Genomic DNA, 19,663 nt, shown 5'->3' with positions numbered 1-19,663 from the left:
TGGGGCTGCTACCGCTCTATCAGTGCTGCTACCGCTCTATCAGTAAAGGGCACCCCGAGTAGATCTCCAATCACATTCACGGGCAGCGGGAGCGCCAGATCGTTGATGATGTCGACGGAGACCCGTGCTTCCATGACATTGAGCAAGTGATTGACCTGTGTGACGATGCGGCCGCGCAACTCGTCGATGTGCCTCGGGGTGAACACGTCGGCGACCAACCGACGCAGCCGGTGGTGGTCAGGAGGGTTGCGGAACAGCATGGTGCGTCGGAACCGGTGCATGGCCTGATGGTGCAGCTCTTCAGGAATGTCGGACAAGCCGAAGCCCAGCGACTCGTCGGCCTTGCCGAGGCTGCGGTCGCGGAGCGCCGCCGCGCAATCGTCGTAGCGGCTCAATACCAGCACGCCCGATCGTGTAACCAACACTGGTTGCGTCTGGCGCAGCCGCCGGAACGCCTCGTAAGGTCCGGCCGAGCCGTGATCGGTTAGCAAGGCATCCAGGAGCAGTGCTCGCTCGCTCGGTACAGTCATGCCTGTCTCCTTGCACTCACCGGCGACTGCAAGAAATGTTTGACATCGACCACAATGAACAGTGCTGTGGCCGTGACAACCAAATGTCCCCCTGCATCCTCGATTCTGGCCCCGAGATGTAATTTCCGGCCATCTCGAGACCGTAGTTCGGCGTGTAGGGCGTAGGGAGTGTCGAGCTGAACCGGAGCAAGATAGTCGAGGTCGAGATGGCGCGTCACGGCGAGTTCGCCGACGGTGTATAGCAGGAAACCGAATAGGTCGTCGACTACTGTCGCCACAGCGCCCCCGTGCACTATTCCGGGCGCTCCTACATGACGTCGATCGAATCGGTGGTGAGCGACCACGCCGCCTGCGCAGCGCTGGGCCGTCAGAAAATGCCCATGCGGGTTGGCCGGTCCACAACCGAGACAGTTGGGATGGTGGGGAGGCAACTCAGTCGATCGAGGTTCCAAAAGTCGGAACGAACGCACCCATTCCTCCAAGTCAGGATCGGACGACCTGCCGCCCGTGTCCGATAGATTGCTCATGGTCAGCCTTCCTGTCGATGAAGCCGCACCCAACACCGATCTCGAGCGTGACCACTATGCAAATACATATCGCGCACGCCAGAGGGGGTGCGCAGCCGGTGGCCCCATTCCACCACCACCGGCGCGAAACGTGCCGTGCACTGGGAGGTGACTCCCATCTTCATTTGCAGCCTTTCGCCGATGTCGACGTGCACGGTAATGTCGCCGGTGTCGCGAAAGCTTCGCACTATGGGTATCAATGTCCTGTTCCGTCCTACTCAGGACCAGGCATGGAGATAATTCCTAAATCTCGACGACGGTCAGCTCGCCGTTCGCATGCAGGGTGCGCAACCGCTTCTTATCGAACTTGCCGACCGAGGTCTTGGGCACCTCTGCGGTGAAGCTCCAGCGCTCAGGCAGCCACCACGTGGCGACCTTGCCGTCGAGGAAGTCACGCAGTTGGGCAGGTGTTACTTGCCGCCCGTCGCGTACGACGATCACAGCGAGGGGGCGTTCCTGCCACTTCTCATCCGGGACCCCGATTACTGATGCCTCGAGCACGTCGGGGTGACCGGCGAGCAGAAGTTCGAGCTCGACCGAGGAGATCCACTCCCCGCCGGACTTGATCACGTCCTTGGTGCGGTCGGTCAGCGTGACAAAGCTGCGTTCGTCGATCCGGCCGACATCGCCGGTGCGCAACCAGCCGTCCTGGAACTTATCCCCGCCATCCTCTTCGCCGATGTACGAGCCGGTAATCCAAGGTCCGCGCACTTGCAACTCACCGACGGCTTCGCCGTCGTGCGGGAGCTCATTGCCTCCGTCGTCGACGATCCTCAGCTCGACTCCTGCAACCGGACGACCTTGGGTCGCTCGCAGACGCCACCGCTCCTGGGCGTCGAGCGACGCCGGCGGCCGCGCGACAGCCGCTAGTGGCGAGGTCTCGGTCATTCCCCACGCCTGTACAACCTGTACGTTGTACCTCTCTTCGAAGGCCTTCATCAGATGAACGGGTACAGCTGAGCCACCGCAAGCGACCAGGCCTAGAGACGAGATGTCGTAGCTGGGGTGGGAATCCAGGAAGTCCAAGACGTCGTTCCAGATGGTCGGGACTGCCCCGGCGATGGTTGCCTTGTGGACGTCGATCAGCCGCACGAGCGGCTCGGCTTGTAGGAACCGGTCAGGCATGAGCAAGTCGGCACCCGCCATGAGTGCGGCGTAGACCAGCCCCCAGGCGTTCGCGTGGAACATCGGGACGATGGGGAGGATTCGGTCATCGCTGCTCACGCTCAGTCCGTCGGCGGCGCAGGCCGCCATCGAGTGGAGGTAAGTCGACCGGTGGCTATAGGCGACACCTTTGGGGTCGCCGGTGGTGCCAGAGGTGTAACAGGCCGCGGCCGCAGACTGCTCGTCGAGGTCTGGCCAGTCGAACGTCTCGGGCTGGGCGGAGATGAACTCCTCGTAATCAACGACTGTCAGTCCCTCACGGTGCAGCGGGGTAAGGTCCACATCTCCGGTGACAACGATGGTATGCACGCTAGTGAGCTGCAGCAACACTGAGGCCATCATGGGTACTAGGCTTCCATCGACAATCACGACTTGGTCCTGAGCGTGGTTACCGATGTAAACAAGCTGATCGGAGGCGAGCCGTAGATTCAGGGTATGCAGCACCGCTCCCATCGAGGGCACTGCGCAGTAGGCCTCCACGTGCTCCTGGTTGTTCCACATGAGGGTCGCGACGCGCTCATCGCCTGTGATCCCGCAAGCCCGCAATGCGTTGGCCAACTGAGCGGACCTCCGTCCGATTTCGGAGAACGTAGCAACCTTCACGCTTCCGTCAAGTTGCAAAGTCCGCACGGTCGCCGAGCCGTGCACACTCGAGCCGTGGCGCAGAATCGCCGCGGTCGTCAACGGGACGTTCATCATCGTGCTCTGCATAGCATTTCCTCATTCAAGAGTGTCTTCGAACGTAGGCGATCTGGGGGTTGATTCGCCGCTGGCCGGCGACATGGGGCTGCTGTCAGCGATCCCAGCCGTCAGCGAACTGGAAGCAGCCTCCAGGGACGCGACCAGGTCCGTCTCCAGCTCTGGTAGTTGGCTAGCGGCCGAGGCCACCCCGGCCAGGCGAACTCGTATATCAACGTCGCGGCGGATACCGGCACGCGCAGTGGCGGTCCACGCCTGCGCACAACGGCTGGCCGCTACGGCGAGTTGAGCGGTGGCGGAGTCCCCGGTCAGACGAGCGACATCTGCGCAGCCATCGGCTAGCAATCGGCGGAACAGCCCGCCGCCAGTACCTGCCTTCTCAATGAAAGCGCTCAGGCTGAACAGGAGAGTCTCGAGGTCGTCCACCGGAAGATCGGCCCAGGTCTGAATGTCGGCCGCCAGCTGCACCGCCGCGGCCAAGCCCTCCGCACCGGATGCCGCTGCCCTGAGATCGACGATCCCGGGTTGCGATGGGCGGCGCATTCCGGCTGCGGACTGTCGAAATGCCTCCGCCGCTACTTCCGCCACGTCCGGCAGCGCACTCGGCCAGCTGATGCGGTATGTACAGTGGCGCGTCGGTTGCGGGAAAGACTTCGAGGACCGCGCCCGAGCCAGTGCATCGAGCGGGACTTTCTGCACCTCGGCGCGGTCATTGTCTACGACAAAGGCGATCCCCTCGGCCTCGTCGTGACCGATCACGACGATGTCGTGGCGACTCATCTGGAACTGGACGCGGAGGTACGGCAACTCACCGATATCTCCCCATACCAGGCTGGGTCTGCCTGCTTCGAGCTCGTCGAGAACCCATGACCACCCTCTCGGGGATCATCGGTCGTGAGAACCTGGACTTGCGCGCCGAGTCGGCGGGGCAGATCAATTTCGAAGTCGGCGCCTCGTCCTACCAGGTACAGCGGTGGAACGAGGTCGCTTGACCGGAGGTACGATAACCCCAGTGCGCCGCCGAGAGCGAACACCAGACCTTCGTCGGGCGGCCCATCCCACCCCAGTCCATGCCAATGCAGAAGATCCCGCATAGCGCCAGAACCGCTGTGTCCCCCCATCTTGTGCGGGTAGTCATCGACCAGGGTCCTGCGGGGCATGTGAATCCTTTCGGGTGAATGAGGGGGCCAACGGGGATCGAAGACCGGGTCAGTGGCTCCGGATTCTGTCCAGGTAGGCCTGGCGGGCCGCTGTGTCGACGCCGTCGAGAAATACCGAGTCCGTGCCCAGCGCGGATCCGAGCCTGGCGGTCAGCCAGCCAGGGACGAACTTCATCGCCGCGACCAATACGCCGGCCAGGCGAGTGACGCGTACGAATGGACGCGGGCGCTCGATAAGATCGGCTGTCGCACGCGCGATCTCCTCGGGCTCGGCATTGCGCAGTCCCTTGGCACCAGCGGTTCCCGCGACGAGCTCGGTGTTGGTGAATGTGGGCCTAACGGTGGACAGCTCGACGCCTGACGTGCGGTACTCGTGCCGTGCCGCCTCGGTGAATCCGATGACCGCGAATTTGGTACCGCAATACGTCGCCAGTCCAGGCACAGCGAGCTCGCCGGCCAGCGACGCGGTGTTGATGATGTGCCCAGCGCGCCGCGGCAGCATTCGCTGAAGGGCTAGTTTGGTCCCAAAGACGACTCCCAGGACGTTGATCTCGACCTGCCTCCGGGTCACCGTGTCGTCTTCCTCGTGTACGTGACCAGTGGGCATGATGCCCGCATTGTTGATCAGCACGTCGAGGGGGCCGAGCTCTTCCTCGACCAGCTCGAGAAATTGCCGAAACGAAGTGGGGTCGGTTACGTCGAGGTGGGTAACGATATTCACGCCGAGTTCGGTGGCGGCCTCCTGAGCGCGCTTCTCATCGACATCGCCGATGGCGACGCGGTGGCCTCGTCGAATCAGCTCCTTCGCGGTCTGGTAGCCGATGCCGCGGGCCCCGCCGGTGATAGCTACGGTCTTTGCGGCGGTGCGGGCACGGTGTGTCGTCACTTGCTGTTCTCCTTGTTGAGGCCGAGGCGCTGCCATAGGCCGCGACCGGCCGCCGCGCGCAACACTCTTCCGGCCATGGCCGCGCGCCGCGGGGTGTACGGGTACCAGGTGAGTTCTCGCGACAGGACAGGGATCCGTGGCTCTGTCACTGCCTGTACCCGGCAGTACTTGCGTAGCCCGTGAGCTCCGCCGAGCCGAGCACCGATGCCCGAGGCCTTCCATCCACTGTGCGGCAGTGTGGTGGCGAACAGGTTGCTGAAGACATCATTTATGTTGACAGCTCCCGCGTTTAGCTGTAATGCGATGCGCTGAGCACGAGCATGGTCTCGGGTCCACACCGTCGCAGACAAGCCGTACGCCGAGTCGTTGGCCAGGCGGATGGCCTCGTTCTCATCCGCGACCTGCATCACCGGAATCGTGGGACCGAAGGTCTCCTCGGTCATGCAGGCCATCGTGTGGTCGACACCGACCAGGACCGTCGGAGCGTAGTAGTTTCCGACCGCACTCCGAGTTCCGCCAGCCAGAACCTGCGCACCTGCCACCACTGCCTCGCTGACGTGGCGATCGGCAATATCGACCTGCCTCGCGGTGACCATTGCGCCCACGTCGCGACCGGCCGCACCATGGGCGAGGGACCGCACACGTTGGGTCAGCCGCGCCACGAACTCGTCGTAAACCTCAGATACCACATACACCCGCTCGACAGAGATGCATACCTGTCCCGCGTTGAACAGAGCGCCCCACGCGATTCCCTCCACCGCACGAGCAAGGTCGGCGTCCTCCAGCACGATCGCCGGATCTTTGCCGCCAAGCTCCAGACTCATCGGCTTCAAATGCTCGGCACAGCGGATCGCGACCGCACGCCCGGTGGCGGTCGAGCCGGTGAACTGTACAAAGTCAGCGGCATCGACCACGGCTGCGCCCGAATCGCCATCACCTACAACGTGCGCCAGAACCGCGGGGGCGCCGATCTCGTGCCAGCCCTCGATGATCCGCGCGCACGTCAGCGGCGTCTCCTCCGAGGACTTCGCCAGGACCGCGCAGCCGGCTGCCAGCGCGGGCGCTGCGTCCATGAGGAAGAGGGTGATCGGGAAGTTCCACGGCATGATCATGCCGACGACCGGGAAGGGGTGATAGGTCGTAGTGAGTCGTTTCGACAAGGTCAGCAGGCTCGAGGACCTGACCTGCTCGCCGGCGAGAAACTGCGCGGCATGGTCGGCGTAGTAGCTGATGAACTCGCACGATGCTGTCGTCTCCACCAGGGCGTCGGGACGCACCTTGCCTGTCTCGGCTTGCAACAAGTTGGTGAGCTCGTCGGTGTGATCAAGGATCCAGTCCCGCCAGCGATGCAGCCATTTGGCGCGTTGGCGTGGGCCGGCTTCGGCCCACCCGACCTGAGCGTCTCGAAGATCAGCAGCGACGAGACTTACTGTCTCGCGGTCGTCGACAGCGACGGTTGCGATGAGCCGACCGTCGGCGGGGTTGCGCACGTCCAAGACGCCCGCTGGGATCGTCGCGCTCATCGGACCTCCGTAGGTGAATGGGGATCGCGGGCGATCCCGTCGGGATGGGTGCGGTGGGCGCGTGTATCGGTGAAAGCGTCAGCGATCACCTGGGGCCGCTTGAAGATAAGAGGCCCATAGGTGCGGCGAAGTTCGGCCAGGATCGCGTTCAACGGCAAGTCGTCGTAGACGCCCCGCTCGCGGACGTACTCCATATGCTCGGCTCCGTCGGCAGAAAAGGCGTGCAGTAGTGCATCGCGATCGCCGTCGAAATCCACCGGCGGCACACCGAAACGCGCACACAACTCGGTGTTGAACGCGGGCGTCGCCTTCAACCACCGGCCGTCGATATTGAGGAGGCTGTAACCGTGATAGACGAACAGGTCTGTGCCACCCATGAGCGCTCGCAACGCGTCTGTCTGCAAGTGATTGCGGACGTCAGCGAAGCCAAGCACCGCAGGGATCCCCGCCGCACGGCACACCGCGGTCAAGAGCACCGCCTTCGGGACGCAATAGGCGCGCCCGGACTCGAGGACGAAGCTCGCGCGATAGTGGGCAGGGTCGTCAGACACCGTGTAGGGGTCATACCAGACCCGGTCGCGAACGGCGGCGAAGAGACGCTTCGCCTTCTCTCGGCCGGTGCTCGCGTCGCCGATCACAGTGGCGGTGAACTCCCGGACTAACTCGTGCTCGATGTCGAGGAAGTCGGTCGCTCCCAAGAATGTCATCCGGTCCGTTTTCATCTGTGCTCCAGGTCTATCGGCAATCCGTCGACGGGAATTGGGAGCGAGGTGTTGTCCCACCTGGCTTCATACTGGTCAGGGACCGTCCAGGTGTAGGTTCGCAGCATGTGATGCAGGATCGCCTTCACCTCGAGAGTGCCGAAATGCAGGCCGATGCACTTGTGCACGCCTCCTCCGAAGGGGATCCACCCGAGGCGATGATTCCGGTCCTCATGCCGCGGCTCGGTGAAGCGGTCAGGGTCAAAAGTGTCGGGATCGGTCCAGTACGATTCGTCGAAGTGGTTCACCGCCGGAGCCACGGCTACCAGTGTGTTTGCGGGGATTTGGTGTCCGGCGATTTCGACATCCTCGATGGTCTTACGCATCATGATCGGCACGGGCGCCACCAGCCGTAGCGTCTCCTTGATCACCAGGTCGAGAGTCTTCAGCGCGTCCAGGTCGTCGATAGTTGGGCGACGTCCGCCCAGTTGGTCGGACTCGGCCCGAGCCCGTTCCTGCCAAGCTGGATGCTTGGCGAGGAAGTAGACGGCAGCGGTGCTGGTGATGGTCGAGGTGTCGTGTGCCGCCATCATCAAGAAGATCATGTGGTTGACGACGTCCTCATCGGTGAAAGCTTGACCGTCGGCCGTGCGGGCATGGCACAGCGCCGCAAAAAGGTCCTCTCCCTGGGCGCTCCGCGCCGCCGGCAGGTGGAAGGTGAAGTAGTCCTCCAGGAGCGCACGCCCACGGACTCCGGCCCGCCACCGAGTCCCCGGCAGCGGGAAACGGATGATCGAGCTGGCCGCACGCACGGCCGCCACGAAGGCGTCGTTGATGGCGTCAGTGTCCTCACTGCCACCCCGATCCGCCATGAAGACCTTCGTCGCTACGTCAAGGGTCAGGCCCTTCAGCAGTGGATAGATGCGTGTGGACTGGCCCGCTGGCCACGCGGGAATACCGGTCTCGAGCGGCGGCCCGAGCTGGTCCACATAGGCGGTCAGGCGGTCGCGGGTGAACGCCTCCTGCATGATTCGTCGATGCATCCTGTGCTCGTCGAAGCTCATCAGCATCAGACCCCGGTGAAAAAAGGCGTCGATGAGATACGCCCACCCGTCCTGTGAGAACGATTTCGCCTTGACGGTCAGCGCCTCCTGTATGGCATCTGGACCGGCCACCATCACAATCTTGGTGCCGAAGGCGCCCATCCATGAGACGGGCCCGAATCGCTGGTACCTGGCCCGGGTGAAGCTGGATCCGAAACGGATGTAGTCCAGGGTGTGACCGAGCACAGGCAGACCAGCGGTCCCTCGGATCGGCTTGAGGCCCGACCCTGCGGGGGGCATTGCCAGCTCACGGACAGGCCACTGATCACTGGCCCGCAGGAGGGCCGCATCGACCCGGCTCGGCAGTGGCGCCAGGAGGACTGACGAGAGTCGCTCCCGACTCTTCGCCAGCGGCAGATGGATGGCGTACGTCACTGACATTCCTTTCTGAATGCTGTTCGCACGCAGTCGTCGTGCGAGTCGCCCGAGAGTCGGTCACTCAGGGCGAGCCAGCGAGCACCAGTTCTGCCCGGCTTATGCGAAGCTGCTGGGTGATGGCCCGCTTGCTGAAGATGAAGTCACGGGGGCGATTGATGCAGTCGGCGGCAATCAGCTCGCCAGCACGGAGGTAGAAGCATGTGAATTCGCGGCCCCGGGTAGGATCTCCGCTGAGTACGACTTCGTCGTAGCCGGTGTTCAGACCGGCGATCTGGAGCTTGAGATCGTATTGATCCGACCAGAACCATGGAAGCGCAGCTATGTTCTTTGACTTCCCGCAGATGGTCGCGGCAGCGACCTTGGCCTGCTCGCCCGCGCTGGGTACAGATTCCAGGCGTATGCGACGGCCGTAACGGGCCATGTCGTGACTGGCGCAGTCCCCAGCGGCCATGATGTTGTGGTCGCTGGTCCGACTCTGGCCGTCGATCACGATCCCGTTGTCGACCAGCAGACCCGCGCCGGCGGCGAGTTCGGTATTCGGCTCCACGCCGATGCCGACAATGACGAGGTCGGCAGGAATTGATTCGCCGCTGGACAGGAATACCTCTCGGATCCTGACGTCTCCGGATAGGGCCTCGACTAGCGCGCCTGTTCGGATGTTCACGCCCTCCTGTCGGTGAATTCGGTCGAAGAACGCGGATACCTCGGGGGCGGTGACCCGTTCGAGGACGCGTTCGGTAGCCTCGAGCACAGTGACCTGCAGACCCAGCGCACGCAGCGAGGCGGCCGTCTCCAGTCCGATATATCCGCCGCCGATGATCACGACCCGGCGCCCCGGGCTGCTTTCCTCTCGGATCATCTCGACGTCCGCCGCGGAGCGTAGGTAATAGACCCCGGCCAGGTCGACACCGGGCACGGGGAGTCGACGGGGGCGAGCGCCCGTGCACAGTGCGAGATTGTCGTAGGGCACTTCGTCGCCGGTGCTCAGTGAGAGCAGGCCAGCCGAACGGTCGATCGCCTCCACCGTTGCATCCACGAGTTGGATTTCCTGCTTGTTATAGAACTCGGCGCTGCGAATCGCGAGCTCGTCGAGGGTTTGCTTCCCTGCCAGGTATGCCTTCGACAGCGGAGGGCGGTGGTATGGTAATACCGCCTCTTCTCCAATGATGGTGATCTCGTCGGTCCATCCTTCTTGGCGCAGACTGCTGGCGAGTTGGACCCCGGCGTGGCTGCCCCCGACGATGACGGCCCGCCGCGTGGTCATATGCTGGTTTTCGGGGTGAGACGGACCATCATCTTGCTGATGCCCCGCACAAAGTTGGACTGCACGTACTCGGGCTCCTCGACAACCTCGATATTTTCGAAGCGAGGAAGTAGCTCCTCCCAGAGGATCCGCAGCTGCAGCTCGGCGAGCCGGTTGCCCATACAGCGGTGAACACCGAAGCCGAAGGCTATGTGGTTGCGGGCGTTTGACCGGTCGATGATGAAATCGTCGGAGCGTTCGAATACTCGCTCGTCGCGGTTTCCCGAGGCGTACCACATCACTACCTTGTCGCCCTTGCGGATGAACTGCCCGTTAAGAACGGTGTCAGCTCTGGCGACACGGCGCATGTAGGCAAGCGGAGTTTGCCATCGGATGATCTCCGAGCACATGTTGGGGATCAGGTCGGGGTTCGCTTTCAGCTTCGCGAACTGTTCAGGGAAGCGGTTGAGCGCAAGAACGCCGCCGCTCATCGAGTTCCGGGTCGTGTCGTTCCCTCCGACGATCAGCAATACGAGGTTGCCCAAGAACTCCATCGGGCGGTCGATCAGGTCCTTGGTATTTTCATTGCTTTGCAACATCGTGATCAGATCGAATCCGGGCTGCTCCCCAGCGGCTGTCCGGGCCGCTTTGTCGTGCCAGAGAGCGCTGAGACCTCTCGCCATGTCGCGCATGCCGGGGAACACCTCATCGTTGTCCGATGGCCCACCGTTGGCCTGCTCCAGCGAGGTTGCGAGGTCCGACCAGTAGACGAGCTTGTGACGTTGCTCGTACGGGAAATCCAGCAGGGTCGCAAGCATCCGCGCGGTCAGTTCGATCGAGACGTTCTGCACCCAGTCGAACGGCTTATCTACGGGTAGATCGTCGAGCACCTCTTGGACGCGCGATCGAATCAGGCCCTCCATCTCGCGCAGGTTCTTCGGCGCGACCACGCCTTGAACAGCGGCCCGCTGTGCGTCGTGTCGTGGCGGGTCCATCGCGATGAACATCTCGATATCGAGGAAACGGGGCGGAGCCCCGATAACGATGAACGGCTCAGCGGAGAAGAGTTCGTGGTTCTTGTCGACGGCCACGATGTCAGCATGCCGCGTGACGGACCAGAACGGACCGAACGGACTGTCTGGCTGATAGTGGACTGGGGCCTCGTTTCGCAGGCGCGCGAAGTAGGACTGCCAGCGTCCCTGGCGGTACAGGAAAGGGTTGCTGAGGTCGATGTCGGCGAGCGCGACTTCTTCGACTGGCGGGATGGGCCTCTCGACGAAGAGCTTCTCCCCGTTCGTTCCGGTCATCCATCGGCGAGTCTTGTCATATAGGTGTGCACCCTGGATCTGTAGATCCATCGGGATGGTCGACTGAACCTTGGCGGTGATTGCTCCGGGAATCTTCATCGCGTCGTATCCGTTTCTCGCCGTTACATCTGGAACTCGGGTAGGTGGACGATCAAGCCATCCCAAGCCGTCGATGCCATCATCTGGCACGACAGCCGGGAGGTCGGCTGGCGCTCGGGGTTCATCGCGAGCATCTCCTCCTCATCGGCGCCGGAACGCCCGACCTGCTCGATCCACTGCGGATCGACAACCACATGGCAGGTGCCGCAGGCAGCTTCGCCTCCGCAGTCCCCGTCGACGCCGGGCACAGCGTTGTTGGTCGCGACCTGCATCAGCGACTGGTCTTCCTCGATCGGCGCCTCGTGCTTCTCGCCGTCGTGGGAGACAAAGGTGACAACTGCCATAGCCAACTCCTCGATGCGTTGTCCTCAATGTGACTTGGTCCAAGTGTTGTCGAACACGGGTTCGGAGGCTATGTTCGGCAGAGTCAGAAGTTTGTGAATTCGGCTCAGAGAGACCATGGTGAACCTCAACGACGAGGGCGTGCCTCCGCTCATGTTCGTGCAACTGCTCGAGAGCCAAGCGCTCGACCCGGACGCCGCCGCTCGGCTTCGCGACATCATGGCTCGCGAAGGAATTGACGAGACGACGTTGATCCAACGCAATATCCAGGCCCCGATACGGTGGTTTCGCGAGGTCTACCCTGCACTCGATGTCGACCAGGCAACTTCGCTCGGCTTCGCGTTCGCCGAACAAGCTCAGTTGACGTCCTTCGGCCCATTGAGTTTTCCGCTGGTCAGCGCAGGCTCGGTAGCTGAGATCGTGGAGCTGCTCACCTATCTGCCTTTGATCTCGACGGCTCTCAGTCCGCAGTTCCACCCAAGTGACGAGGGACTCACCGTCGGGCTCGCCGCGCACACAGGCGATTCGGCGCTGAACTGCCTGGTCGTCGCGTATAGCGGGTCGGCACTCCTGCGCCTGCTCGACATGCTGGCCGGCGATATGCCGACCGTGACACTCCATCTGAGCTGGTCAGCGCCGAACTTTCTAGCCGATAATGAGGATGCCCTAGCTGGGCGGTTGTTCTTCGACGCTCCGACGTCATTCCTTAGTGTCCCGGCAGACACTCTCAACGAGGTATGCAGGTTCTCCGATCCGGTCGCCTATCGACTTGCCATCGTGGATCTGCAACGAACCCTCGACCAGCGAAGTAAAACCATGTCTTTCTCGGAGAAGGTACGACGGCTGCTGGAGGAAGATCCTGGAAAGCGGAGTAAAGACTGGGTCGCACACGAGCTGTCGATATCGACTAGCACACTCAAGCGGCGCCTATCCGAGGAGGGGACCACCTTTCGCGAGTTGCGCGAATCATTTCTGCGTGACCGTGCGATGCTGCGGCTACTCGACCGATCGATGTCGGTGAGTGAGATAGCTGCCGATCTCGGATATAGCGACCTCGCGAACTTCTCGCACGCCTTCAAGCGATGGACCGGTCGCTCTCCCAGCGAATTTCGACACGAATAGCACCACCCGTCCCGTCGCTGGTGGATGGAGTCTGCGCGATCTGGTGCAGATCGGTTGGGGCTGGCCCCAGGCAGGAACCCGCTGCGGCATATGACAAAAAAACCTCGCGACTTTGCCGAAACCGTGCAGAACTTTGCCGAACTCGTTGCTGCAGCCAACGGCTATCAGCGGCGTAGCTAACACCTAACACGGCGAGTAGTGAGTCGGCACCGGTCTGAATGATCTCAGCGCGTTGCCACCAGGATCCTGCCGGTGACGGCTGGGCATGAGATGGACGGAGTCGAGTCTCTCAATCGTGAAGCGCATCAACTCGGTTAGCCAGCCCTAACTGAGCCAGTTACATTGCGATGCAGGACTGCAGCACGAATCGATCGTGCCCCGCATCCAGGGCCGGAGTTGACGAGAAGGCGACGATCGGTGCCGAACCGACAGTCTTACCCGCTAGGTGGAGGGGATCGCCGGTGAGCTGGGTACTTGATCTTGTCGGCCTGCTTCGAAGCGGCTCACCCGTTATCCACGGGCGGGTATTCGGTCACTGGCACTGATCGACGGTCGGTCCCGTTTCCGACCGCGACCCTTGGGCGGGTAGCGAGAAAGTTGTCGACCAGTTGGGCGCAGTCGTCATGATCGATGGTGCGTAGTCCGGTGAGGCGCGCGAACACGATCGGGCCGAGGAGTTCGATGATGGCGAAGGTGGTGTCGAACTCGCCGAGCATCGCCCGCGCGTCGGGGCCGGTGAGGATCCGGTCGAACGGTTGGCGATATTGCTCGATGACGCGGGCACGCAGCGAGGTGACCGCTGCCGGGTCGGTGTGGTCGTCACCGATCGTTCCCATAGCCAGCCAGGCCAGCGTGGTCATCTGCACTGGGGCTTGTTCTACGAGGTCCGCCTGAGTAGTGAGTAGCGCGATGAGTTGATCGCGCACGGGCCCGTCGCCGGTCGGTGTGTCGACATGGGGAAGCAACCGTTCGAAAGTTGCCGCGAGCAGTTGGGTGGTGCTTCCGAAGTGTCGATAGAGAGTGGCGCGCGCGACCTTCGACACGCGGGTGACGGCATCGACTGTGACCGCTTCGACCCCGCCGGTGGACAGCAGATGACTGGCCGCGTCGAGCAACCGGTTGCGGGACCGCGCCAGCCGAGGATCGACCTGCTCGTCGGCTACGGTGCGCGGATCGGCCGCGGCAGAGTCCGGCTCTGTCATGGCCGCCCTTTCCTCGATTCGTATCGCTCAATTTGATCGTGCGTGGACGTCATCTCGCTCGCCGACCCACTATGATACTAATAGTCTCACACAGAGACTATCGATCTACAACGGCGGGAGGTGCAGCGGTGAACACTTCCCGGACGGGCGCTGTCGAGATCGCCCGGTGGACCAGGGCCCAATACTGGGTGCTGGCAGTATCGTGCCTGGGGGTGGCGCTGGTCGTCGCGGCCATGGCGGCGTTGTACTCGGCGTTGCCTCAGATTGCAGTCGCGACCGGGGCGACCCAAGCCCAGCTCACCTGGATCGTTGACGGCTACACACTGGTGCTGGCGTGTCTGGTGTTGCCCGCCGGAGCCATCGGTGACCGCTATGGGCGCCGCGCGGTGCTGGTGGCGGGACTGGCGGTGTTCGCGGCCGCCTCGGCGTTGCCGCTGGTGCTGACCGACCCGGTGTGGCTCATCGCGGCACGCGCACTCGCCGGTGCTGGCGCAGCGTTAGTGATGCCATCGACCCTGTCGATTCTGACCGCAGGCTTCGCTCTAGCTCATCGCGGCCGAGCGGTGGGGGTATGGGCGGGCGTCGCCGGATCCGGAGCTGTTCTGGGGATTCTCGGTGCCGGGATGTTGCTTGAGCGGTGGTCGTGGCAATCGGTATTTGTCGGGCTGACCGTGGCGGGGATTGTGCTGGCCGGGTTGGCTTGCACGATCGCGGAGTCTCGCCAACCCGAGCATCCGCCGGTGGACGGAATTGGCGCGGCGACGGTGGCTGTCGCGATCGCGGCGATCGTGTTCGCCGCGATCGAGGTTCCCGCACGCGGCTGGGCCGACCCGCTCGTCGCTGTCACCGCCGGTGTCGGAGTCGTGGCGGCGGTGGCGTTCGTGGCCGTGGAGCTACGGATCTCGGCACCACTGTTAAACGTGCGGTTGTTCGGACGCCGAGGCTTCGGTGCTGGCTCCCTGTCCGTGACCATTCAGTTCCTGGTCACCTTTGGGGTGTTTCTACTGTTGGTCCAGTACCTACAGCTGATTCTCGGATACGGTCCGCTGGCGTCGGCCCTGGCGCTGGCGCCGATGGTGGCGCCGCTGGCCATGATTTCCGTAATCGCGCCTTGGCTCTCGAGCATGGTGGGATTGCGGGTGATGACCGTGACTGGCCTCCTCACCATCGCTGCCGGGCTGGTGCTGGTGAGCCGGTTGGACCTCGCCGCGAACTACCTCGACCTACTGTGGCCGCTGCTGATCATGAGCGCGGGCCTGGGATTGTGTACCGCCCCGGCGACTTACGCCATCGTCGCCGACACCCCCGAGGCCAAACACGGAGTCGCCGCTGCGGTGAATGATGCCGCCCGCGAGATCGGCGCCGCGATCGGGATCGCCGTGGCCGGCAGCGTGCTGGCCGCTGGCTATACTCAGCGTATCCAGCCCGCCCTACCCCGCCTGCCCGAGTCCGCTCGCGAACCAGTTGCCGATTCCCTGGCCGCCGCCCTGCAGGTCGCCGAAAAGGGCGGACCAGCGGCCCAGCCGCTAGCCGAGTACGCCAAGGCAGCGTTCGTGCACGGCAGCGGCGAGGCCGCGCTGGTGTTGGCTGCTATTACCGCCGCAGGCGCGATCGTGCTGGCTGTGCTTGCACCCGGGCCCACCACTCGCCGATGCCGCGCACAACCCTCGTGCACGATGGCTCCTGCCTCTCGCACGTCCCCTACCCGCGAAGGACGCCCGGCATGACGGCCTATCGCACGATCCTTGTGGATACCGATGGATCCGATCGCTCCTACCGCGTGGTCGACCGCGCCGCCGAATTGGCCCACGCCACCCACGCCCGACTGGTTATCGTCGGCGTCCGCCACCACATCGACGAACGCACACTCGGAGTTGACCTCGACCGGCTGGGACCCGAGGCCTACCGGCTGCGCGGCACCAACCCGGTCGAAGCGATATTGCGCACGGCCTGCCAGCACGCCCTAGCGCACGGCGCCATCGACATCGACACCCGCATCTTGTCCGAACCCACTTTGCGTGCCCTATTGCGCCTTGCCGCCACTGCGGCGCCGGACCTCATCATCACCGCCGACTTGTGCCGGTCGACTCCGCTGGCCCGGCTGCTGTCCGATACACCGACCGAGCTCGCACGCAGAGCCCACTGCGACATCCTTATCGCCACCACCCAGTGACACACATATGCAGAAAGCACCCATGAGCCGCACATCCGATACCACAAGATCCGTATCGTCCGAGGCCGAGGAGAGTACGCCCCTCTTCCCTGTGGTTCCGCCGGAATGCCAAGACTTGCCGCCCCATCATGATCATTGCCTCGGTTGTGGGCCAGCCAATCCGCACGGCCACCAGTTGAGCGTCCGACGTGACGCGGAAGGTGTCTACGCCCGTCACACGTTTGACTCCCGCCACGTTGGCGCCCCAGCGATCGCCCATGGCGGCGCAGTCGCCACCGTCCTCGACGACCTGTTCGGGTTCCTCCTCTACACCGTGGGAGAACCCGCCGTCACCCGCCACCTCTCCATCGACTACCTCTCCCCGGTTCTACTCGACACCCCGTATATCGCCCGCGCCCATCTTCATTCCCGCCAGGGTCGCAAACTGAACCTTCGGGCCACCATCGAAGACGACCATGGCCACATGGTTACAACCGCTACTGCGCTCTTTCTCGTCGTCAACATCGACCACTTCTTCCTGGCCTCACAGCGTGCCACCTCTTCAGACGTGCCACCAACGGCCTAAGCGGCGATCACGTACTGTGGCCGGCGCGATCAGGCGATGAGGACGACTTGGGTCGGGACCGCTATGCCGCCAGCGCACTCTGGGGTGCAGGCTGCTGTGGGACGGTGACCTACGGGCTTCGCTCACGAGTATGCGCTGTCTGACACGATCCGCCAAAACACTACGCACAGGATGCGGCTGTTATGACTCTAATGGGCACGCACGGTCCGGAAATCCCGGAAACGCCAAGCTTCGGTGGCCTCGTGACCACCGATGACATGGTCGCTGCTCGGAAACGATTAATGGAATTCACCGATGAAGACGAGGCATTGCTGCGGCAGTTTAGCGGAGTCGCGACAGCCGGTATGGCTGAGATCGCCGACGAACTCCGCGCCTACCTAAACGAACACCGGGACACTGCCGCACTTCTTTCTGAGCGCGACACTGAGGAACAGGCCGAACATCTTCGAAGCGATCACCTTTCCGGTTTGACGGCGGGAACCGTCGATGCTGACTATCTCATCGAGCGTATGCGTATGGCCGCGCGTCACGAGCGACTCGGCGTGAAGCCGACATGGCTTCTCGGCGCGTACAATCGGTTTCTTTGCTCTGCTGCGAGCCGGATCTGTGAATCCAGCTCATCTTCCGATCCCGAGCGTGCGTTGGCGACGCTGCTGGCGCTACAAAGGCTGGTGTTCCTCGATATCGGCCTCGCCGCCGACATCTACCTCGCCAAACGCGAGCACTCGAATCGCGAGCAGCAGAGGGCGGTGAGCGAACTCCCGACTCCGGTACTGCAGTTGATCCCAGGGCTTCTGGTAGTCCCGATCGTAGGAGAATTGGACGATCGCCGGGCTCTTAATTTGACCAATCAGCTGATGGCGCATATCCGCAATTCGAGGGCGCAGGCCGCCGTCGTCGATATCACCGGACTGCCGTCGATCGATCTCGACGTTGCTGCCCATCTGATCACAGCAGTAAAAGCATGTGCGCTTTTGGGTGCGGAGGTTATTTTCACTGGGCTTTCCGCCGAAGTCGCCCGGACGCTTGTCGACATCAGTCCACAGAAAACTACGCTCATTACATTTGTCGACTTGCAGAGTGGGGTCGAGCATGCCACACAGACACTTGGGTACGAGATGGTGATGACGTGGCCATTACGCAATACCTGATTTGGCGAAGTGCTTGGCCAGTTGCGCAGTCCCGACTGCGGTGGGCGATCCGGCTCACCAGCCTGTGTACGTGCCGACGCGGTGCTGATTGCGAAGTAAGTCCGCCGTCGGTGAAGATGCTCAACAGCAACGTTCGCGCGCACCGCCAAACATGCCGCGCGCAGTATCTGCGGTGGGCCACCGCTGGTATCGTACGGAGCTTCGGCGGCATTCGAGTTCGGGTACCGGTCCTCATAGCTCCTAGCGTGAATCTGCATGTGTCACCGAGACACGTTGCGATGCAGGGAGTTTCGCAGCGGACCTATGTGACGGATGATTGTGGTGGTTAGCGAACCGCAACTCCCAGTGAAGCCGCCGGGAATAGCCAGCCCTCACCACACAGCCCGAGGTTGGTGTTCAAGGGGGAGTGGGGAGGGCTGTACGTGCTGTCGGGGGCCGCTCATTCTCGGGTTCGTGTCCGGATGACCTTCTGGCGCAGGCTAATAGCTTCTGTCGGTGCGGTTGCTGTGCCGTCGCCATCAGATCAGTGCGGCATCGAGATTCAGGAATCCGTAATGGATGTCGATGCGGCGCGCCCACCGGATGGCCAGGCGCCGGTACCGGGGGAGCGGGCGCAAGTCTGCTCCACGATCCACCGGCCGCAGTGACTTTGTCCCGGGTTCCGCGGCGGGATGTAATTCGACGCAGTAAATCCCCTTGCCTGGACGGCCGAGGCCACTAGGACGGCGGATCGATAAAACTATCACCGACACGGGTTGCGAGCATGTAATCTGTACGCCGACCTGCGACAGCGCCGGGATCGACGGCCCATTCCCATCGCGGAACCCGAGACAAAGGTCACCGCCAGTCGCCTAGTTGTGATGTCCAGGGAGGTTGGTCAGTCGGGTGACCGGTGGCCGACCTCCGATCGCGGAGTGGGCTCGATGGTGATTGTAGAAGTGCAACCAGCCCGGTAGTGCTGTGTTGCGTTGTTCGGTCGAATCGTAGAGCCGGGCATAAGCCCAGCCCTCTCCCAGAGTGCGGTGGAATCGCTCGATCTTGCCGTTGGTCTGCGGCCGGTAGGGACGGGTCCGTTTATGCCTGATCCCGAGCTCGGTGCAGGCATCACGCCAGGCATGTGATTTATAGGCTGATCCGTTGTCGGACAATACTTTCTCGACGGTGACACCCCGCTCGGCGTACCAGGTGACCGCGCGTTGCAGTACCCCGATCGCGGTGACCGCCTTCTCGTCGGTGCAGATCTCGGCGTAGGCCAGGCGGGAGTGATCATCGATGACGGTATGGACGTAAGCCGTGCCGATGACGGGCCGGTAAGCGGCGCCGCGTTCCCCGGTTCGCTTGCTCTGGGCGCGGTGCAGGTAACGGTGCCCGCCGGCGTCGGGGATGTTGGCGAACTTGGTGACATCGACGTGGATCATCGAGCCGGGGTGGGCATGTTCGTAGCGGCGCAGCGGTTCACCGGTGACACGGTCGATGCGCGACAAACGGTTGATTCGGCAGCGAACCAGTACTGCGTGCACGGTCGAGGCCGGCATCGCGAGTCGGCCCGCGATCTAGATCGGACCCAACCGGTGCCGCCAACGCAATGCCACGATGCGTCGCACCAGGTGTGGTGGTGTTTTGTTCGGTTGTGTGGTTGGTCGTGAGCTGCGGTCGACCATCCCGGTCGGGCCTTCGACGCGGTAGCGGTCGGCCCATTTCCCGGCCGTCCGCGCAGACACCATGAACAGCTTGCCAGATCGGAAGAGC

16 protein-coding genes and 2 pseudogenes are annotated in these 19,663 nt (G+C 63.0%); 5 read left to right on the top strand and 13 right to left on the bottom strand.

Going from position 1 to position 19,663, the window contains the following annotated elements; translation table 11 throughout:
• Positions 1-8: 8 nt before the first annotated feature.
• The 11 genes and pseudogenes from Q7X29_RS13755 to Q7X29_RS13705 all read right to left on the bottom strand — a co-directional run bounded on the left by Q7X29_RS13755 (position 9) and on the right by Q7X29_RS13705 (position 11,703).
• A complete protein-coding gene (locus Q7X29_RS13755) occupies positions 9-530 on the bottom strand; it encodes a cytochrome P450 family protein (protein WP_198041206.1) in 522 nt (173 codons plus the stop codon).
• Positions 527-1,057 carry a PaaI family thioesterase gene (locus Q7X29_RS13750; protein WP_022565926.1) on the bottom strand — a complete coding sequence of 177 codons (531 nt, stop codon included), beginning with the start codon at positions 1,055-1,057 and terminating at the stop codon, positions 527-529. The genes Q7X29_RS13755 and Q7X29_RS13750 overlap by 4 nt, the downstream gene beginning before the upstream one ends.
• A gap of 282 nt (positions 1,058-1,339) precedes the next feature.
• On the bottom strand, positions 1,340-2,971 hold the full coding sequence (locus tag Q7X29_RS13745; RefSeq protein ID WP_019050205.1) for a long-chain fatty acid--CoA ligase: 1,632 nt from the start codon (positions 2,969-2,971) through the stop codon (positions 1,340-1,342).
• 93 nt (positions 2,972-3,064) lie between these two features.
• Positions 3,065-4,119: pseudogene (locus Q7X29_RS13740) on the bottom strand (BtrH N-terminal domain-containing protein); the annotation flags it as partial.
• Between the two features lie 49 nt (positions 4,120-4,168).
• Positions 4,169-5,005 carry an SDR family oxidoreductase gene (locus Q7X29_RS13735; protein ID WP_019050202.1) on the bottom strand — a complete coding sequence of 279 codons (837 nt, stop codon included), beginning with the start codon at positions 5,003-5,005 and terminating at the stop codon, positions 4,169-4,171.
• Entirely contained in the window at positions 5,002-6,528 is a 1,527-nt protein-coding gene (locus tag Q7X29_RS13730; protein WP_316574273.1) for an aldehyde dehydrogenase family protein, read from the bottom strand. Before Q7X29_RS13730 ends, Q7X29_RS13735 begins: the two co-directional genes overlap by 4 nt.
• Positions 6,525-7,250, bottom strand: coding sequence for a transglutaminase domain-containing protein (locus tag Q7X29_RS13725; RefSeq protein WP_019050200.1), 726 nt, complete (start codon positions 7,248-7,250; stop codon positions 6,525-6,527). The genes Q7X29_RS13730 and Q7X29_RS13725 overlap by 4 nt, the downstream gene beginning before the upstream one ends.
• Positions 7,247-8,707 (bottom strand): cytochrome P450, encoded by a 1,461-nt coding sequence (locus Q7X29_RS13720; protein WP_022565928.1) that lies wholly within the window; start codon positions 8,705-8,707, stop codon positions 7,247-7,249. Before Q7X29_RS13720 ends, Q7X29_RS13725 begins: the two co-directional genes overlap by 4 nt.
• A gap of 64 nt (positions 8,708-8,771) precedes the next feature.
• A complete protein-coding gene (locus Q7X29_RS13715) occupies positions 8,772-9,974 on the bottom strand; it encodes an NAD(P)/FAD-dependent oxidoreductase (RefSeq protein WP_019050198.1) in 1,203 nt (400 codons plus the stop codon).
• The gene (locus Q7X29_RS13710) at positions 9,971-11,359 is read right to left on the bottom strand and encodes a cytochrome P450 (RefSeq protein ID WP_019050197.1); all 1,389 of its coding nucleotides are present in this window, start codon (positions 11,357-11,359) and stop codon (positions 9,971-9,973) included. Before Q7X29_RS13710 ends, Q7X29_RS13715 begins: the two co-directional genes overlap by 4 nt.
• Positions 11,360-11,382: 23 nt before the next feature.
• Positions 11,383-11,703 (bottom strand): 2Fe-2S iron-sulfur cluster-binding protein, encoded by a 321-nt coding sequence (locus Q7X29_RS13705; RefSeq protein ID WP_019050196.1) that lies wholly within the window; start codon positions 11,701-11,703, stop codon positions 11,383-11,385.
• Positions 11,704-11,821: 118 nt separating this feature from the next.
• Between Q7X29_RS13705 and Q7X29_RS13700 the strand changes: the two genes are divergently transcribed.
• Complete coding sequence (locus Q7X29_RS13700; protein WP_030204276.1) at positions 11,822-12,823, top strand: helix-turn-helix domain-containing protein; 1,002 nt, start codon at positions 11,822-11,824, stop codon at positions 12,821-12,823.
• Positions 12,824-13,326: 503 nt separating this feature from the next.
• Here Q7X29_RS13700 and Q7X29_RS13695 read toward each other — a convergent pair.
• Positions 13,327-14,025, bottom strand: coding sequence for a TetR/AcrR family transcriptional regulator (locus Q7X29_RS13695; protein ID WP_019050194.1), 699 nt, complete (start codon positions 14,023-14,025; stop codon positions 13,327-13,329).
• A gap of 128 nt (positions 14,026-14,153) precedes the next feature.
• Between Q7X29_RS13695 and Q7X29_RS13690 the strand changes: the two genes are divergently transcribed.
• The 4 genes from Q7X29_RS13690 to Q7X29_RS13675 all read left to right on the top strand — a co-directional run bounded on the left by Q7X29_RS13690 (position 14,154) and on the right by Q7X29_RS13675 (position 17,914).
• Positions 14,154-15,752, top strand: a complete 1,599-nt coding sequence (locus Q7X29_RS13690; protein ID WP_019050193.1) for an MFS transporter — start codon at positions 14,154-14,156, stop codon at positions 15,750-15,752.
• The gene (locus Q7X29_RS13685) at positions 15,749-16,198 is read left to right on the top strand and encodes a universal stress protein (RefSeq protein WP_022565929.1); all 450 of its coding nucleotides are present in this window, start codon (positions 15,749-15,751) and stop codon (positions 16,196-16,198) included. Before Q7X29_RS13690 ends, Q7X29_RS13685 begins: the two co-directional genes overlap by 4 nt.
• A 22-nt stretch (positions 16,199-16,220) precedes the next feature.
• Positions 16,221-16,763 carry a PaaI family thioesterase gene (locus Q7X29_RS13680; RefSeq protein ID WP_051719635.1) on the top strand — a complete coding sequence of 181 codons (543 nt, stop codon included), beginning with the start codon at positions 16,221-16,223 and terminating at the stop codon, positions 16,761-16,763.
• Positions 16,764-16,954: 191 nt separating this feature from the next.
• Positions 16,955-17,914 (top strand): protoglobin domain-containing protein, encoded by a 960-nt coding sequence (locus tag Q7X29_RS13675; RefSeq protein WP_022565930.1) that lies wholly within the window; start codon positions 16,955-16,957, stop codon positions 17,912-17,914.
• 851 nt (positions 17,915-18,765) lie between these two features.
• Here Q7X29_RS13675 and Q7X29_RS13670 read toward each other — a convergent pair.
• A pseudogene (locus Q7X29_RS13670) lies at positions 18,766-19,663 on the bottom strand (IS481 family transposase); the annotation flags it as partial.

Origin of the sequence: Nocardia canadensis, assembly GCF_032656385.1 — a bacterium.
Taxonomy (GTDB): domain Bacteria; phylum Actinomycetota; class Actinomycetes; order Mycobacteriales; family Mycobacteriaceae; genus Nocardia; species Nocardia canadensis.
Note: the sequence above shows the minus strand (reverse complement) of the source record. Positions and strands in the feature narration are given on the sequence as shown.

Excerpts from the sequence above, each read along its gene's own strand:
- Q7X29_RS13745 (WP_019050205.1), bottom strand. The coding sequence starts at position 2,971 with ATGCAGAGCACGATGATGAACGTCCCGTTGACGACCGCGGCGATTCTG.
- Q7X29_RS13695 (WP_019050194.1), bottom strand. The coding sequence starts at position 14,025 with ATGACAGAGCCGGACTCTGCCGCGGCCGATCCGCGCACCGTAGCCGAC.
- Q7X29_RS13715 (WP_019050198.1), bottom strand. The coding sequence starts at position 9,974 with ATGACCACGCGGCGGGCCGTCATCGTCGGGGGCAGCCACGCCGGGGTC.
- Q7X29_RS13725 (WP_019050200.1), bottom strand. The coding sequence starts at position 7,250 with ATGAAAACGGACCGGATGACATTCTTGGGAGCGACCGACTTCCTCGAC.
- Q7X29_RS13680 (WP_051719635.1), top strand. The coding sequence starts at position 16,221 with ATGAGCCGCACATCCGATACCACAAGATCCGTATCGTCCGAGGCCGAG.
- Q7X29_RS13755 (WP_198041206.1), bottom strand. The coding sequence starts at position 530 with ATGACTGTACCGAGCGAGCGAGCACTGCTCCTGGATGCCTTGCTAACC.
- Q7X29_RS13705 (WP_019050196.1), bottom strand. The coding sequence starts at position 11,703 with ATGGCAGTTGTCACCTTTGTCTCCCACGACGGCGAGAAGCACGAGGCG.
- Q7X29_RS13675 (WP_022565930.1), top strand. The coding sequence starts at position 16,955 with ATGGGCACGCACGGTCCGGAAATCCCGGAAACGCCAAGCTTCGGTGGC.
- Q7X29_RS13685 (WP_022565929.1), top strand. The coding sequence starts at position 15,749 with ATGACGGCCTATCGCACGATCCTTGTGGATACCGATGGATCCGATCGC.
- Q7X29_RS13750 (WP_022565926.1), bottom strand. The coding sequence starts at position 1,057 with ATGAGCAATCTATCGGACACGGGCGGCAGGTCGTCCGATCCTGACTTG.
- Q7X29_RS13730 (WP_316574273.1), bottom strand. The coding sequence starts at position 6,528 with ATGAGCGCGACGATCCCAGCGGGCGTCTTGGACGTGCGCAACCCCGCC.
- Q7X29_RS13710 (WP_019050197.1), bottom strand. The coding sequence starts at position 11,359 with ATGAAGATTCCCGGAGCAATCACCGCCAAGGTTCAGTCGACCATCCCG.